The organism is Pseudomonas sp. UBA6315, assembly GCF_002438125.1.
Lineage (GTDB): Bacteria > Pseudomonadota > Gammaproteobacteria > Pseudomonadales > Pseudomonadaceae > Aquipseudomonas > Aquipseudomonas faucium.
This window is the reverse complement of the sequence record NZ_DJTF01000008.1, coordinates 39,703-52,647: the sequence shown is the minus strand read 5'-3', so window position 1 is coordinate 52,647 and position 12,945 is coordinate 39,703. Positions and strand designations below refer to the sequence as shown.

General features: G+C 63.4%; 15 protein-coding genes. 7 read left to right on the top strand and 8 right to left on the bottom strand.

Annotated features, from left to right (window positions below):
• Together rpmA and rplU are read right to left on the bottom strand one after the other, a co-directional pair.
• The coding region (gene rpmA / locus B3E94_RS00845; RefSeq protein ID WP_286911975.1) for a 50S ribosomal protein L27 at positions 1 to 250 on the bottom strand (250 nt) is incomplete at its 3' end.
• A gap of 38 nt (positions 251 to 288) precedes the next feature.
• The gene (rplU, locus tag B3E94_RS00840; RefSeq protein WP_003247466.1) at positions 289 to 603 is read right to left on the bottom strand and encodes a 50S ribosomal protein L21; all 315 of its coding nucleotides are present in this window, start codon (positions 601 to 603) and stop codon (positions 289 to 291) included.
• A 245-nt stretch (positions 604 to 848) separates the two neighbouring features.
• Here rplU and B3E94_RS00835 point away from each other — a divergent pair, with 245 nt between their 5' ends.
• The 3 genes from B3E94_RS00835 (at position 849) to B3E94_RS00825 (ending at position 2,654) form a co-directional block, all read left to right on the top strand.
• The gene (locus tag B3E94_RS00835; RefSeq protein ID WP_176512200.1) at positions 849 to 1,817 is read left to right on the top strand and encodes a polyprenyl synthetase family protein; all 969 of its coding nucleotides are present in this window, start codon (positions 849 to 851) and stop codon (positions 1,815 to 1,817) included.
• Positions 1,818 to 1,984: 167 nt separating this feature from the next.
• The gene (locus B3E94_RS00830) at positions 1,985 to 2,326 is read left to right on the top strand and encodes a zinc ribbon domain-containing protein YjdM (RefSeq protein WP_008092017.1); all 342 of its coding nucleotides are present in this window, start codon (positions 1,985 to 1,987) and stop codon (positions 2,324 to 2,326) included.
• 82 nt (positions 2,327 to 2,408) lie between these two features.
• Entirely contained in the window at positions 2,409 to 2,654 is a 246-nt protein-coding gene (locus B3E94_RS00825; protein ID WP_176512201.1) for a hypothetical protein, read from the top strand.
• 127 nt (positions 2,655 to 2,781) lie between these two features.
• Here B3E94_RS00825 and B3E94_RS00820 read toward each other — a convergent pair whose 3' ends face one another.
• The 5 genes from B3E94_RS00820 to B3E94_RS00800 all read right to left on the bottom strand — a co-directional run bounded on the left by B3E94_RS00820 (position 2,782) and on the right by B3E94_RS00800 (position 7,561).
• Positions 2,782 to 3,399 carry an FKBP-type peptidyl-prolyl cis-trans isomerase gene (locus B3E94_RS00820; RefSeq protein WP_176512202.1) on the bottom strand — a complete coding sequence of 206 codons (618 nt, stop codon included), beginning with the start codon at positions 3,397 to 3,399 and terminating at the stop codon, positions 2,782 to 2,784.
• A gap of 85 nt (positions 3,400 to 3,484) precedes the next feature.
• On the bottom strand, positions 3,485 to 3,790 hold the full coding sequence (locus B3E94_RS00815) for a DUF6482 family protein (protein WP_176512203.1): 306 nt from the start codon (positions 3,788 to 3,790) through the stop codon (positions 3,485 to 3,487).
• A 192-nt stretch (positions 3,791 to 3,982) separates the two neighbouring features.
• The gene (locus B3E94_RS00810; protein ID WP_170028202.1) at positions 3,983 to 4,471 is read right to left on the bottom strand and encodes a TIGR00645 family protein; all 489 of its coding nucleotides are present in this window, start codon (positions 4,469 to 4,471) and stop codon (positions 3,983 to 3,985) included.
• A gap of 149 nt (positions 4,472 to 4,620) precedes the next feature.
• A complete protein-coding gene (locus B3E94_RS00805; RefSeq protein ID WP_008092007.1) occupies positions 4,621 to 4,959 on the bottom strand; it encodes a hypothetical protein in 339 nt (112 codons plus the stop codon).
• Positions 4,960 to 5,122: 163 nt separating this feature from the next.
• Complete coding sequence (locus B3E94_RS00800; protein ID WP_286911974.1) at positions 5,123 to 7,561, bottom strand: Lon protease family protein; 2,439 nt, start codon at positions 7,559 to 7,561, stop codon at positions 5,123 to 5,125.
• A 254-nt stretch (positions 7,562 to 7,815) separates the two neighbouring features.
• On the opposite strand from B3E94_RS00800, the gene B3E94_RS00795 reads away from it, so the two are divergent.
• From B3E94_RS00795 to B3E94_RS00780, 4 genes are all read left to right on the top strand, one after another.
• On the top strand, positions 7,816 to 8,304 hold the full coding sequence (locus tag B3E94_RS00795; protein WP_176512205.1) for a DUF3015 domain-containing protein: 489 nt from the start codon (positions 7,816 to 7,818) through the stop codon (positions 8,302 to 8,304).
• A 71-nt stretch (positions 8,305 to 8,375) separates the two neighbouring features.
• Positions 8,376 to 10,229, top strand: coding sequence for a DUF4105 domain-containing protein (locus B3E94_RS00790; RefSeq protein WP_286911972.1), 1,854 nt, complete (start codon positions 8,376 to 8,378; stop codon positions 10,227 to 10,229).
• 205 nt (positions 10,230 to 10,434) lie between these two features.
• The gene (locus B3E94_RS00785; RefSeq protein ID WP_286911971.1) at positions 10,435 to 10,791 is read left to right on the top strand and encodes a hypothetical protein; all 357 of its coding nucleotides are present in this window, start codon (positions 10,435 to 10,437) and stop codon (positions 10,789 to 10,791) included.
• A 67-nt stretch (positions 10,792 to 10,858) separates the two neighbouring features.
• Entirely contained in the window at positions 10,859 to 11,356 is a 498-nt protein-coding gene (locus B3E94_RS00780; RefSeq protein ID WP_176512208.1) for a GreA/GreB family elongation factor, read from the top strand.
• Here B3E94_RS00780 and gdhA read toward each other — a convergent pair.
• Positions 11,353 to 12,693 (bottom strand): NADP-specific glutamate dehydrogenase, encoded by a 1,341-nt coding sequence (gene gdhA, locus B3E94_RS00775; protein WP_176512209.1) that lies wholly within the window; start codon positions 12,691 to 12,693, stop codon positions 11,353 to 11,355. The two genes, B3E94_RS00780 and gdhA, sit on opposite strands and share 4 nt — an antisense overlap.
• Positions 12,694 to 12,945: the final 252 nt, after the last annotated feature.

Here is a 12,945-nt window from a genome sequence, read left to right as displayed (position 1 = left end):
CGACGATGCTCACGTAACGGCGGTTGAACTCGCCTTTCTTCTCGAACTTGATCACGCCTTCGATCTTGGCGAACAGGGTGTGATCCTTGCCCATGCCAACGCCGTAACCGGCGTGGAACTGGGTGCCGCGCTGACGGACGATGATGTTGCCGGCCTTGACGACCTGGCTGCCATACATCTTCACGCCAAGGCGTTTCGATTCTGAGTCGCGACCGTTACGGGTACTACCACCAGCCTTCTTGTGAGCCATGGTTCAATTCTCCAAATAAATTCAGGGGATCTAGGGGATTAAGCCTGGATGCCGGTGATTTTGATCTCGGTGAACCACTGGCGGTGGCCCATACGCTTCATGTGGTGCTTACGGCGACGGAACTTGATGATGCGTACTTTATCGTGACGGCCTTGCGAAACGACTTCGGCAACAACTTTAGCGCCAGCGACGACTGGAGCGCCGATGGTGACTTCTTCACCGTTGGCAACCAGCAGAACGCGATCGAAAGTCACGGATTCGCCAGTGGCGACTTCCAGCTTTTCGATCTTGAGGAATTCACCTTCAGCGACTTTGTACTGCTTGCCGCCGGTAACGATTACTGCGTAAGACATGGGTATTTCTCCGATAATCCTGCTCACCCAGCGCTTTATATGATGAGTATTGGCTGGCATGGCTGCATGGGGCTGGAACGGCCCGGTGCAATTGCGTAAGGCAGGTGCTGCCCAGGAAGTTAGGGTGCGCGATTGTACGCAACCACGCCTGGCCTTGCAAGTGCCGGCCCCGGCCCACGGGCAGCGCGCCTTGACACACCGGAACCCGCGACCTAGCATGCCGCGCAACCTCAATGGAGCAGCCGATGCAACCCCAAACCTTCTACCGCGCGGTAGCTGACGATTTCAGCGCCGTCGACGAGATCATCAAGAAGCAGCTGACCTCGCGCGTGCCGCTGGTATCGAAGATCGGCGACTATATCACCTCGGCCGGCGGCAAGCGCCTGCGTCCCCTGCTGGTGCTGCTCTGCGGCAAGGCCCTGGGCCGCGAGGGCGACGACCTGCGCCTGCTGGCGGCGACCATCGAATTCCTGCACACCGCCACCCTGCTGCATGACGACGTGGTCGACATGTCCGGCATGCGCCGTGGCCGCTCCACCGCCAACGCGCTGTGGGGCAACGCGCCGAGCGTGCTGGTGGGCGACTTCCTTTATTCGCGCTCGTTCGAAATGATGGTCGAGCTGGGCTCGATGCCGGTCATGCAGATCTTGTCCAAGGCCACCCGGGTGATCGCCGAGGGCGAAGTGCTGCAACTGTCGCGCGTGCGCGATGCCAGCACCACCGAGGAAGTCTACATGGACGTCATCCGCGGCAAGACCGCGATGCTGTTCGAAGCCTCGACCCACAGCGCCGCCGCGCTGGCCCAGGCGAGCGAAGCTCAGCGCGAGGCCCTGCGCACCTTCGGCGACCACCTGGGCGTGGCCTTCCAGCTGGTCGACGACCTGCTCGACTACAAGGGCGATTCGCAGACCCTGGGCAAGAACGTCGGCGACGACCTGGCCGAAGGCAAGCCGACCCTGCCGCTGATCTACACCATGCGCGAAGGCACGCCTGAACAGGCAGCGCTGGTGCGCAAGGCGATCCAGAAGGGTGGCCTGGAAGACCTGGAGCAGATCCGCGAGGCGGTGGAAGCCTCCGGTGCGCTGGACTACACCGCGCAGTTGGCTCGCGACTACGTGGCCAAGGCCATCGAGTGCCTGGAAGTGCTGCCGGCCAGCGAATACCGGGATGCACTGGTCGAGCTGAGTGAATTTGCCGTAGCGCGCACGCACTGATATCGCGTCGCCCTCTTCGCGGGACAAGCCCGCTCCCACAGGCCGCCACAACGAGGCACCTGGGGGAGCGGGCTTGTCCCGCGATGCTTTTGGGCAGACGAAAACACATCTTGCAAAAAACCTTATACAATATGCGCCTTTACCGCCTGTCTGTTTAAGGAACTGAAGTGAGCACTCTGCCAGCCTGTCCGAAATGCAATTCCGAATACACCTATGAGGATGGCACTCAGCTGATCTGCCCCGAATGCGCCCACGAGTGGTCGGCCAACGGCGAAGCCGAAGCGGCCAGCGACGATGTGGTGAAGAAGGACTCGGTCGGCAACGTGCTGCAGGACGGCGACACCGTCACCGTGATCAAGGACCTCAAGGTCAAGGGTTCGTCCCTGGTGGTCAAGGTCGGCACCAAGGTCAAGAACATCCGCCTGTGCGACGGCGACCACGACATCGACTGCAAGATCGACGGCATCGGCGCCATGAAGCTGAAGTCGGAATTCGTGCGTAAGGTCTGATTGCACAAATCCGCCAATTGGCACTTGCTATTCTGATAATAAGAATTATTCTCATTGGAACCGCTATCCAAGGAGAATAGCCATGACTTATCTGATAGACGCCTGGCTGGACCGCCCCCACCCCTACCTGCGCATTCTTCACCGGGAAACCGGTGAGGTGTGCGCCGTGCTCGAAGAAGAAGCGCTGGATGAATTGCGCGACCAGGGCGACCTGGACCTCGACGGGCTGAACTCGAGCGAGCCGGTGGTGCTCAAGGAGCTGGTGCGAAACCTGTTTCTGTTCTGCTATGCGAGGGCGTTGCGCCCTGGGGGGACAGACTGGAATTGAGGCCGGCAGGGCCGGCCTCATCGCCGGCAAGCCGGCTCCCACAGGTACATCAAAAGGCTTGGAAACTGTGCTGTACCTGTGGGAGCGGGCTTGCCCGCGAAGGGGCCGCAAAGCGGCCCCAAGGGCATTACAGAACGTCGAGCAGCTCGACGTCGAACACCAGCACGCTGTGCGGCGGGATGCTGCCAACGCCTTGGGCGCCGTAGGCCAGCTCGCTCGGCACGTACAGGCGCCATTTGCTGCCAGCGTTCATCAGCTGCAGGGCTTCGGTCCAGCCAGCGATCACGCCGCCAACCGGGAATTCGGCAGGCTGGCCACGATCGTAGGAGCTGTCGAACACGGTGCCGTCGATCAGGGTGCCGTGGTAGTGGGTGCGAACGTTGCTCTCGCGGGTCGGCTTGGCGCCTTCACCGGCGGTCAGCACTTCGAACTGCAGGCCCGAAGCCAGGGTGGTGATGCCATCGCGCTTGGCGTTCTCGACCAGGAATTCCTTGCCGGCAGCAGCGGCGGCTTCGGCCTTGGCGGCAGCTTCGGCTTGCATCAGTTCACGGATGACTTTGAAGCTGGCCGACAGGTCGGCTTCGCTGACGCGGCTGTCGGCGCCGTTGAAGGCGTCGGTCAGGCCAGCCAGGATGGCGTCCAGGCTGACACCCGGTGGTGGGTTGTCGCGCAGTTGGCCGCCCAACTGACGGCCGATGCCGTAGCTGACGCGAGTTTCGTCGGTGGACAGGTTGAGTTCGGACATGGTCGTGCTCCACTGCAGGGCGCAGTGCAGCCGCGCCCTTGATGAAAAGGGCGAGCAGCCTAGCACACTGGGCCGCTGCGAGCAGCTACCAGGCAGAACGCTGGGAAATCGGCACCTTGAGGTCTTCTTCCGGGTGGCTGCCCATGCCGCACATTTCATCCTGCACAGACCAATGCACCAGGTTCATGGAGACCATCGGGATGGTCTGCAGCACCTTGCGCGCATCCTCCACCGAACGTACCCGCAAGCGCTTGCCGCGGGTATCGGCCAGGGGGTGGGCATGGCCCTTGACCCGGGCCTCGATCAGGTAGTCGCCGCCTTCGATGGCAATCAGGTTGACTTCGTCGACATGGCCGGCCCTGGCCTCGGTATTGAGCTGATGCAGGTTCATGGGAGCACCTCGCTGGTGGGAACCACGCATGAGTGCTCATTTTTTGTACGGGGGCGGGGAATACACAAGGCATAACTGACGCCGCTCGTCAGTTGGACCGCGCTGGCCCCATCGCCGGCAAGCCGGCTCCCACAAGTTCTGCACCGTACTTGTGGGAGCGGGCTTGCCCCGCGAAAGGGCCCGAGAGAGGGCTCAGTGCTTGGTCAGTTTGTCCAGGTAGCCCATGCAGAACGCCGAGACCACGAAGGTCATGTGGATGATCACGTACCACATCAGGTAATCGGTGGAGATGTTCTGCGCATCCATGAACACCCGCAGCAGGTGAATGGACGAAATCGCCACGATCGAGGCGGCCACCTTCATCTTCAGCGACGAGGAGTCCATCTTGCCCAGCCAGTTGAGCTTCTCCTTGCTTTCGTCGATGTCCAGCTGCGACACGAAGTTCTCGTAGCCGGAGATCATCACCATCACCAGCAGGCCACCCACCAGCGACATGTCGATCAGCGAGAGGATCACCAGGATCAGGTCGGCTTCGCTCAGGGCAAAGACGTTGGGCAGGACGTGGATCACTTCCTGGAAGAATTTCAGCGCCAGGGCCAGCAGGCCGAGGGACAAACCGAAGTAGATGGGGGCGAGCAGCCAGCGCGAGGCATACATCGCGTTTTCGAGAATACGTTCCATGGAGGGTTTGGGACTCGTCAGGTGACTGGAAAAGCGAGCGCGAGTATAGCCAGCCACCTGTGACAGCAAAAGCCTGGTTTCGCCGGCAACACGGCTCCCGCAGGTACTGGTGGGAGCCGGCTTGCCGGCGATGAGGCCAGCGAAGATTCTCAGGATTCAGGATGGAACTGGTAATCCCCAAGGTTGCGACAGCGTTCGCCATTGATGCGCCGTAGCTGGGCCTGCAGGTGCAAGGTCCAGATCTGCGGCCCCTCGGTCACCTGGTACCCATGCAGGGTCAGGCTGTCGACGATGGCATTGAGCACCGACTCGGCCACCAGCGGCCCATGGAAAGGCCCCTGCGCCTTGATTGCCGAGGGTTGCTCGCCAGACATGCCGGCGGCGAACAGCAAGGTCCACATGCCGTTGTCCCCGGCCAGCGGGCGGATGCTGCATTCGATGCGAGTCACCAGGCCCAGGCACTGGCGAGTAAGGCTGAGGTTGCGCATGGCCGCGTCCCCTCCAATGAGCCCTGTTCAGCCTGAAACCCCCAGGCTGTTTCCATCCTGAACGCTGATGCCGTCCTTAAGTTCCAGCATAGAAGAACGGCACAGAAAGATGGAAAACCGGCGCTGAACGGTAGCACATGGCCGCCAGCGCCGATTTATTGACTCAGGCAGGTTTCGCCTGGGCAATCACCTCTTCCAGGCGTTCCTTTTCCGCCTTCTCGATCTCTTCCTCGCTGATCATCTCGGCGATCTCGCGCAGGCGCTCGACCACCCGGGCGTTGACGCTGCCTTCGGTGAACTGGCCCTTGTCGTCCAGCTCGCCGGCGTCCTCGCCCACCAGCAGGCTCAGTGCCTCGTCGGCCTGGCTGACTGCGTAGACATGGAACTGGCCATTCTCCACCGCCTGCAACACGCGCTCATCCAGCATCAGGGTGGCGACGTTGGCACGCGGGATGATCACCCCCTGCTCGCCGGTCAGGCCGCGGGCCTCGCAGAGGCGGAAGAAGCCCTCGATCTTCTCGTTGACCCCACCCACCGCCTGCACTTCACCGAACTGGTTGATCGAGCCGGTGATGGCGAAGCACTGCTTGAGCGGCGTGCGCGACAGCGCCGAGATCAGCGTGCAGGCCTCACCCAGGGATGCGCTGTCGCCGTCCACGTAGCCGTAGGACTGCTCCAGGGCGATGCTGGCGGAAATGGCCAGGGGGAATTCCTGGGCATAGCGGCTGCCCAGGTAACCGGTGAGGATCATCACCCCCTTGGAGTGGATCGGCTGGCCCAGGTTGACCTCGCGCTCGATGTCGACGATGCCGCTGCCGCCCGGGTAGACGGTGGCGGAAATCCGCGCCGGCATGCCGAACGCCGAGTCGCCCACTTCCAGCACGGTAAGGCCGTTGCACTTGCCGATCGCCGCGCCTTCGCTGTCGATCAGGATGATGCCGGCGAGCATGTCGTCGAGCACCCGCTGCGAAACGCGGCCGGTGCGCGTGGCCTTGGCCTTGAGCGCGCGCTCGATGTGGCCGGCGTCGGTCATCTCGTCGCTGGCCAGGTGGCGAATGAAATCGGCCTCGCTGACCAGCTGGAACAGGTCGCCGATGCGCGCCGACAGGCGCGACTGGTTTTCCGCCAGGCGCGCGCTGTAGGTGGCCAGGCGCGCCACCGCATCGCTGGTCAGCGGCGCCATGCCCTCCTCGTTGGTGCGGGTGCGCAGCAACTGGGCGAACTGCTCCAGGTTCTCGTCGACCATGGGCATGTCTTCGTCGAAGTCCACCAGCACCCGGAACATCTCCTGGAAGTCCGAGTCGTGGTCCTGCAGCGCGTAGTACAGCTGGCGCGAGCCGATGATCACCAGCTTGACGTTGAGCGGGATCATCTGCGGCGTCAGGCTGACCGTGGCGACCCGGCCCAGCTCGCCCAGCGGCGACTCCATCTTCAGCTTGCGCGACTGCAGGGCGCGCTTGAGCGCATCCCAGACGAACGGCTCGCCGAGCATCTTCTCCGCTTCAAGGATCAGGAAGCCGCCATTGGCGCGGTGCAGCGCACCCGGGCGCAACTGGCGGTAGGAGGTGTACAGCGCGCCCTGGTCGGTGCTGTATTCGATGCGGCCGAACAGGTTGTCGTAGGTGGGGTGCGGCTCGAACACCACCGGCGCACCGCCGTCGGCGTAGTGGCCCACCACCAGGCTCGGGGCGTACTGCTCTTCGAGCAGCTTGCGCGCCACGGCGTCGGTCTTGCTGTCGTCGACCAGTTGCTCGACCACGGTGCGCAGCAGGTTCAACTGCACCGACTGCAGGTAGGCACACACGGCCGCGTTCTCGGCGTACTTTTCCGACAACGGCGCCAGCAGCGGCTGCAGGGCCAGGGTGATGGTTTCTTCGTTGAGCTGGCGCAGCTGGTTGTTCGACTCGCGCTTCCACTGCGGCAGGCTGGCCAGTTCTTCGTTCAGACGCTCTTCGAGCAGGGCGATGTCTTCATGGAACTGCTCGCGCACCGCTTCCGACAGCTGGGCGAATTCGGCTTCGTCCAGCGCCTTGCCGTCGGCCATCGGAGTGAAGGCGACGTTGCTGGCGTCGCGGTACAGGGCCACGTCCTTTTCCAGCGACGCGCGCTCGATCACATCCAGGGCGCGGTCGTAACGCTGGTTGAAGGCGCGGTCGATGGCGCCTTTCTTCTGCTGGTACGACGGGTGCTCGAACACCGCCGGGAAGGTGGCCAGCAGGTTGTCGATCAGCCCGCCCATGTCGCTGATGAACTCCGCGGCGCTGCCCGAAGGCAACTCCAGGGCCCGCGGCTCGCGGGTGTCGTCGAAGTGGTTGACGTAGACCCAGTCGGCCGGGGTCTGCTGGCGCTTGCCCTCGGCCTTGAGGTAGCGCTTGACGAACGAGAAGCGGCCGGTGCCGGGCTCGCCCATCACGTAAACGTTGTAGCCAGGGCGTGGCATGGCCACGCCGAACTGCAGGGCCTCGACAGCACGCTCCTGGCCCAGGACACCACGAAACGGCTCCAGATCGTCGGTATGGGTAAAGGCAAACTGCTCGGGGGAGAAACGCCGGGTCAGGGCTTCAGGCGCAAGACGCAGGCGCGCAGCGACAGGATCGGGCATTGGGTTTCCTTACTTCGGCGGGGCAGATACGCAGCATTCTGGCGCCGCCCGCGCGCGCCTTGCAAGGCTCGGCCGGACTTTATGTCGCAGGCGCGCTGGCGTAGTTCAGAAGCAAATTTTTCGCAATGAATGACGCAACCTTTAGATCGTGCCTAAACTCCAAGCTGCGCGGGTGGGTGAAACGCTTTCCCGACTTGGCAACCGAGTTGCCAGAAACCCTGACCCTTGGTTAAGACAAATAGAGAACAAATGCTATGAAACGGATTCTTCTGGGTACTCTGTTCACCGTGGTCTCCCTCAACGCCATGGCCGAAGCGCCAGGTGGCCCGAATTGCGGCTGGGGCAACATGCTGTTCGAAGGCCAGCGCGGCACTCCGGCTCACTTCCTCGCTTCCACCACCAACGGCACCTCCGGCAACGCCACCTTCGGCATGACCTCCGGCACCAACGGCTGCTCCACCAAGGCCTCGCTGACCTATGGCGGCAAGTCCTGGTTCGCCATGAACGGCATGATGAACGAGCTGTCCGAAGACATGGCCATGGGCCAGGGCGAAGCCCTGACCACCTATGCCGTGGTCCTCGGCGTGGCACCGGAAGACCGCGGCTACTTCGCTTCGGTCGCCCATCAGCACTTCAACCAGATCTTCAGCAGCGCCGACGTGACTGCCGAGACTGTGCACAGCAACACCCTGGCCGTTCTGAAGAGCGACCCACGCCTGGCCAAGTACGCTACCGAGGCCTAAGCGCAGCTACTCCCGCCCCACCCCGGGGCGGGTTTCGCCTTTTCGGCATCGTTTAGAAGTAGTTGCCCGATATGCTCAAACGCTTCGCTTACCTGGCGCTGTGTGTCTGCGCCCACGTCCAGGCTGCACCGGTGCTGGACGACGCCCGCGTGCAACAACTGGCCAACACCCCCTACTGGATCGCCCTGGGCCACTACGAAACCGCCAAGCTCGGCGGCTGGCGCAGCTATGTGGACGATCACGCCTACTTCCTCGCCGAAGATGGCGCGCACCACCCGGACCAGGAACTGCGCGCCACGGTACAGGCGCTGTACGCCCCGGCCGAGCTGGGCGACAAGCACGCCCAGTGCGTGTTCCCCGCGCGCACCCGCTGGCTGCGCGAGCAGCTTGACCTGCAAGGCCTGCCGCAACCGGACTGCCAGGAATTCAAGACCTGGTACAAATCGATCGACCCGCACAGCGCCGCGTTGATCTTCCCGGCCGCCTACCTGAACAGCCCCTCCTCGATGTTCGGCCACACCCTGCTGCGCATCGACCAGTCCAACACCCGCAGCGACGACACCACGCTGCTGAGCTACGCCATCAACTTCGGCGCCTATATCGAAGGCAGCGACAACAGCATCCTGTATGCCTGGAAGGGCCTGATGGGCGGCTATCCCGGCCTGTTCGCGCTGATGCCCTACCAGGAAAAACTCTCCGAATACCGCAGCCTGGAAAACCGCGACCTGTGGGAATACCAGCTGGACCTGACGCCGGAAGAAACCGGGCGCATGGTCGAACACGTGTGGGAACTCAAGCAGATCCAGTTCGACTATTTCTTCTTCGACGAAAACTGCTCCTACCGCCTGCTGGAGTTGCTGCAGGTGGCCCGGCCGAGCCTGGACCTGACCTCGCAGTTTCCGCTCACCGCCATCCCCACCGACACGGTGAAAGCCGTCAAGCAGTCGGGGCTGGTGGCCAGTGAAACCTACCGCCCTTCGCGCGAACGCGAACTGCTGGCCCGCGCCGAGCCGCTGGACGCTGACGAAAAACGCCAGGTGCTGGCCGTGAGCGCCGACACCGCGCAACTGCAAAGCCCTGCCTTCACCGCCCTGCCCCGCGAGCGCCAGGCGCTGGTGCAGGATGCCGCGTACCGCCTGGAGCGTTACCGGGCCAACGGCCAGGAGCGCGACCCTGGCCAGGCCACCCGCAGCTTCGAGCTGCTGCGGGCGATCAACCGCAACCCGCCGCCGCCGCTGCAGATCGAACGCCCTGGCCTGCCGGAAGACGGCCACGACTCGCGCACCTGGCAACTGGGCGTGGGCACCCGCGAAGACCGCGCCTACGCCGAGTACGGCCTGCGCATGGCCTACCACGACCTCAACGACAACGCCTACGGCTTCCCGCTGGGCGCGCAGATCGAGATCCTCCAGCTCAAGCTGCGCCAGTACGAAGGCAACGACTGGCAGGTGCAGCGCCTGGACCTGGCCACCATCCGCTCGCTGACGCCCCGCAACGAGCTGCTCAAGCCCTGGTCGTGGCAAGTGGCCGGCGGCCTGGAGCGGGTGCCGGGCAAGCATGACGACGAGGTGCTGGTGAGCCATGTGAACGGTGGCGCCGGGGGCACCTGGCAGTTGGCCGATGGCTTGCTGGGCTTTGCCCTGGGCACCGTGCGGGTCGAGCACCACAACGACTTCGCCCAGTTCATCGCCCCGGCGGCGGGGTTCAATGGCGGGCTGCTGTGGCGCAACGGGCTGGGCAACCTGACGCTGGAGGCCAAGGGCGACTACTTCACCAATGGCGAGGTGCGGCGCAGCGTGAGCTTGAACCAGCAGTGGGAGATCAGCCAGAACCTGGGGTTGAGGCTCAGTGCTGCGCGGGAGTTCAGCCACCTGGCCACGGCGCAGAACGAGGTGATGCTGGAGCTCAAGTGGTATCACTATTGAGGGTGACTGTACTGGCCCTATCGCCGGCAAGCCGGCTCCCACAATGGATCTCACAGCCCTGAGACCTGTGTGGGAGCCGGCTTGCCGGCGATAGGGTCAGCACAAGCAACAATGTGAACCAACCGACGCTTTGACACTGTTTTGACAGCTCCACGACAAATGCCCACCTAGACTTTCACGTATCACTCAGAGGGTCTGGAAGGTCATGTCGCGGTACTGGTTCGGCGTATGCATCGCCTTGTTGCTGTCAGGTTGCGAAACCACCCACGAGCAGATGCTCAGCCAAGGTTACCCCCCCTCCTACGCCGACGGCTTCCAGGACGGCTGCAGCAGTGGCCGCCAGGCCGCCGGGGTCATGGCCGGCGACTTTCGCAAGGATGTCCCGCGCTACCTGCACAACCGCCAGTACGAAACCGGCTGGGACGATGGCTTTCGCCAGTGCAACGCCATGAAGAACAGCGAGGACGAACGCCAGTACCGAGACCGCTACTGGGACGAACGCGACCGCGAGTGGCAGCAGGAAAAGGACCGCGACGCCGCACGTGCCTACCGCCACGATTAGGTCGCAAACGAGCATCCGTTGAAACCCGCAGCCTGTCACCATGGTCTCCAGCACAAGGAGGCCCACCATGAGCCGAGCATTCGTCAACGAAGACCAGGCCGCCGCCCAGGCCGACCAACCGGTGGAGCGGCGCGTCAGCGACCAGCCCAACTACCTCACCGCCAGCGGCCTGCGCCAGCTGCAACAGCGCGTGGCCGAGCTCAATGCCCTGCGCAACCAATTACAGGGCCAGGGTGAAGGCGCAGACAAGCAGCGCCTGGCCGACACCGAGCGCGACCTGCGCTATTTCAGCGCCCGGGTGCAAAGCGCGCAGGTGGTGCCCGCCGCTACCTCGCTGAGCAAGGTGCAGATCGGTAGCCGGGTGAGCTTTGTCGATGAACAGGGCCAGGCGCATGAGGTGCGGCTGGTGGGAGAAGATGAGGCCGATGCCGGCCGCGGGCTGATCAACTGGGGCTCACCGCTGGGGCGGGCGCTGCTGGGCGCCAGCCCCGGCGATGAAGTGGTGTGGCGACGACCTGCAGGTGATCAATCGATCGAGGTCGTCGCCATCGCGCCTGATGCTTAAACCACGCCCTGGGCCAGCATGGCGTCGGCGACCTTGACGAAGCCGGCGATGTTGGCGCCCTTCACGTAGTTGATCTTGCCATCGGCCTCTTCGCCGTAATGCACGCAGGCATGGTGAATCGACTGCATGATGTTGTGCAGCTTGCTGTCCACTTCACCTGCGGTCCACAGCAGGCGCATGGCGTTCTGCGACATCTCCAGGCCCGACACGGCCACGCCGCCGGCGTTGGAGGCCTTGCCCGGGGCATAGAGGATGCCGGCATCGATGAAGATATCCACAGCCTCCAGGGTGGTCGGCATGTTGGCGCCTTCGGCCACGCAGATGCAGCCGTTGCGCAGCAGGGTGCGGGCGTCTTCGCTGTCCAGCTCGTTCTGCGTGGCGCATGGCAGGGCGATGTCGCACGGCAGGCTCCACGGGGTCTGGCCCTTGCGGAACTCAAGGCCGAAGCGCTCGGCCAGCTCGCTGATACGGCCGCGCTTGACGTTCTTGAGCTCCATCAGCGCATCCCACTGCTCGTCGGTCAGGCCCGCTTCGGCGTACAGGGTGCCTTCGGAGTCCGACAGCGAGATGACCTTGCCACCCAGGTCCATGACCTTGCGCGCAGCGTACTGGGCCACGTTGCCCGAACCCGAGACCGCCACGCGGCGGCCATCGATGCGCAGGTTCTGGCGCTTGAGCATTTCTTCGGCGAAGTACACGCAGCCGTAGCCGGTGGCCTCGGGGCGGATCAAGCTGCCGCCGTAGGTCATGCCCTTGCCGGTGAGCACCGAGGTGAACTGGTTGGCCAGGCGCTTGTACTGGCCGAACATGAAGCCGATTTCGCGCGCGCCCACGCCGATGTCACCGGCCGGCACGTCGAGGTCGGCGCCGATGTGGCGGTACAGCTCGCTCATGAACGCCTGGCAGAAGCGCATGACTTCGGCGTCGCTCTTGCCCTTGGGGTCGAAGTCCGAGCCGCCCTTGCCGCCGCCCATGGGCAGCGAGGTGAGGGAGTTCTTGAAGACCTGCTCGAAAGCCAGGAACTTCAGCACGCCCAGGTTCACCGACGGGTGGAAGCGCAGGCCGCCCTTGTACGGGCCGATGGCGCTGCTCATCTGGATGCGGTAGCCGCGGTTGACCTGCACCTTGCCCTGGTCATCGACCCACGATACGCGGAACAGCACGGCGCGCTCAGGCTCGACCATGCGTTCGAGAATGCCGGCTTGCAGGTAGTGAGGGTTGGCTTCGAGGAAGGGCCAGAGGCTGCGCAGCACCTCTTCGACGGCCTGGTGGAATTCGGGCTGGGCCGGGTCGCGTTGTTTCAGGCGCGCGAGGAAGTGGTCGACGGATTCGATCATGGTAGACATCTCACCAAGAGGATTGGACTTATTGGTTTTTTTCGCAATGTACCAAGAAGCAATCGCACTGGAATAGGGCGCGATGTCGTTTTTTTGAAAATATTTGGTGCGTTTTATATAAATGTATACAAAACACCAGGCCTTATGTTTTCAGGTCTGGCCTCTTCGCGGGGCAAGCCCGCTCCCACAGGGAGGGGGGCACAAGCCATGAATCTTGCAGTTTTTCCGTGGGAGCGGGCTTGCCCCGCGAAG

Bases quoted from the DNA above. Each gene is read 5' to 3' on its own strand.
- rplU (WP_003247466.1), bottom strand. From the start codon at position 603: ATGTCTTACGCAGTAATCGTTACCGGCGGCAAGCAGTACAAAGTCGCT.
- gdhA (WP_176512209.1), bottom strand. From the start codon at position 12,693: ATGATCGAATCCGTCGACCACTTCCTCGCGCGCCTGAAACAACGCGAC.
- B3E94_RS00785 (WP_286911971.1), top strand. From the start codon at position 10,435: ATGTCGCGGTACTGGTTCGGCGTATGCATCGCCTTGTTGCTGTCAGGT.
- B3E94_RS00780 (WP_176512208.1), top strand. From the start codon at position 10,859: ATGAGCCGAGCATTCGTCAACGAAGACCAGGCCGCCGCCCAGGCCGAC.
- B3E94_RS00795 (WP_176512205.1), top strand. From the start codon at position 7,816: ATGAAACGGATTCTTCTGGGTACTCTGTTCACCGTGGTCTCCCTCAAC.
- B3E94_RS00790 (WP_286911972.1), top strand. From the start codon at position 8,376: ATGCTCAAACGCTTCGCTTACCTGGCGCTGTGTGTCTGCGCCCACGTC.
- B3E94_RS00810 (WP_170028202.1), bottom strand. From the start codon at position 4,471: ATGGAACGTATTCTCGAAAACGCGATGTATGCCTCGCGCTGGCTGCTC.
- B3E94_RS00815 (WP_176512203.1), bottom strand. From the start codon at position 3,790: ATGAACCTGCATCAGCTCAATACCGAGGCCAGGGCCGGCCATGTCGAC.
- B3E94_RS00805 (WP_008092007.1), bottom strand. From the start codon at position 4,959: ATGCGCAACCTCAGCCTTACTCGCCAGTGCCTGGGCCTGGTGACTCGC.
- B3E94_RS00800 (WP_286911974.1), bottom strand. From the start codon at position 7,561: ATGCCCGATCCTGTCGCTGCGCGCCTGCGTCTTGCGCCTGAAGCCCTG.
- B3E94_RS00835 (WP_176512200.1), top strand. From the start codon at position 849: ATGCAACCCCAAACCTTCTACCGCGCGGTAGCTGACGATTTCAGCGCC.
- B3E94_RS00820 (WP_176512202.1), bottom strand. From the start codon at position 3,399: ATGTCCGAACTCAACCTGTCCACCGACGAAACTCGCGTCAGCTACGGC.
- B3E94_RS00825 (WP_176512201.1), top strand. From the start codon at position 2,409: ATGACTTATCTGATAGACGCCTGGCTGGACCGCCCCCACCCCTACCTG.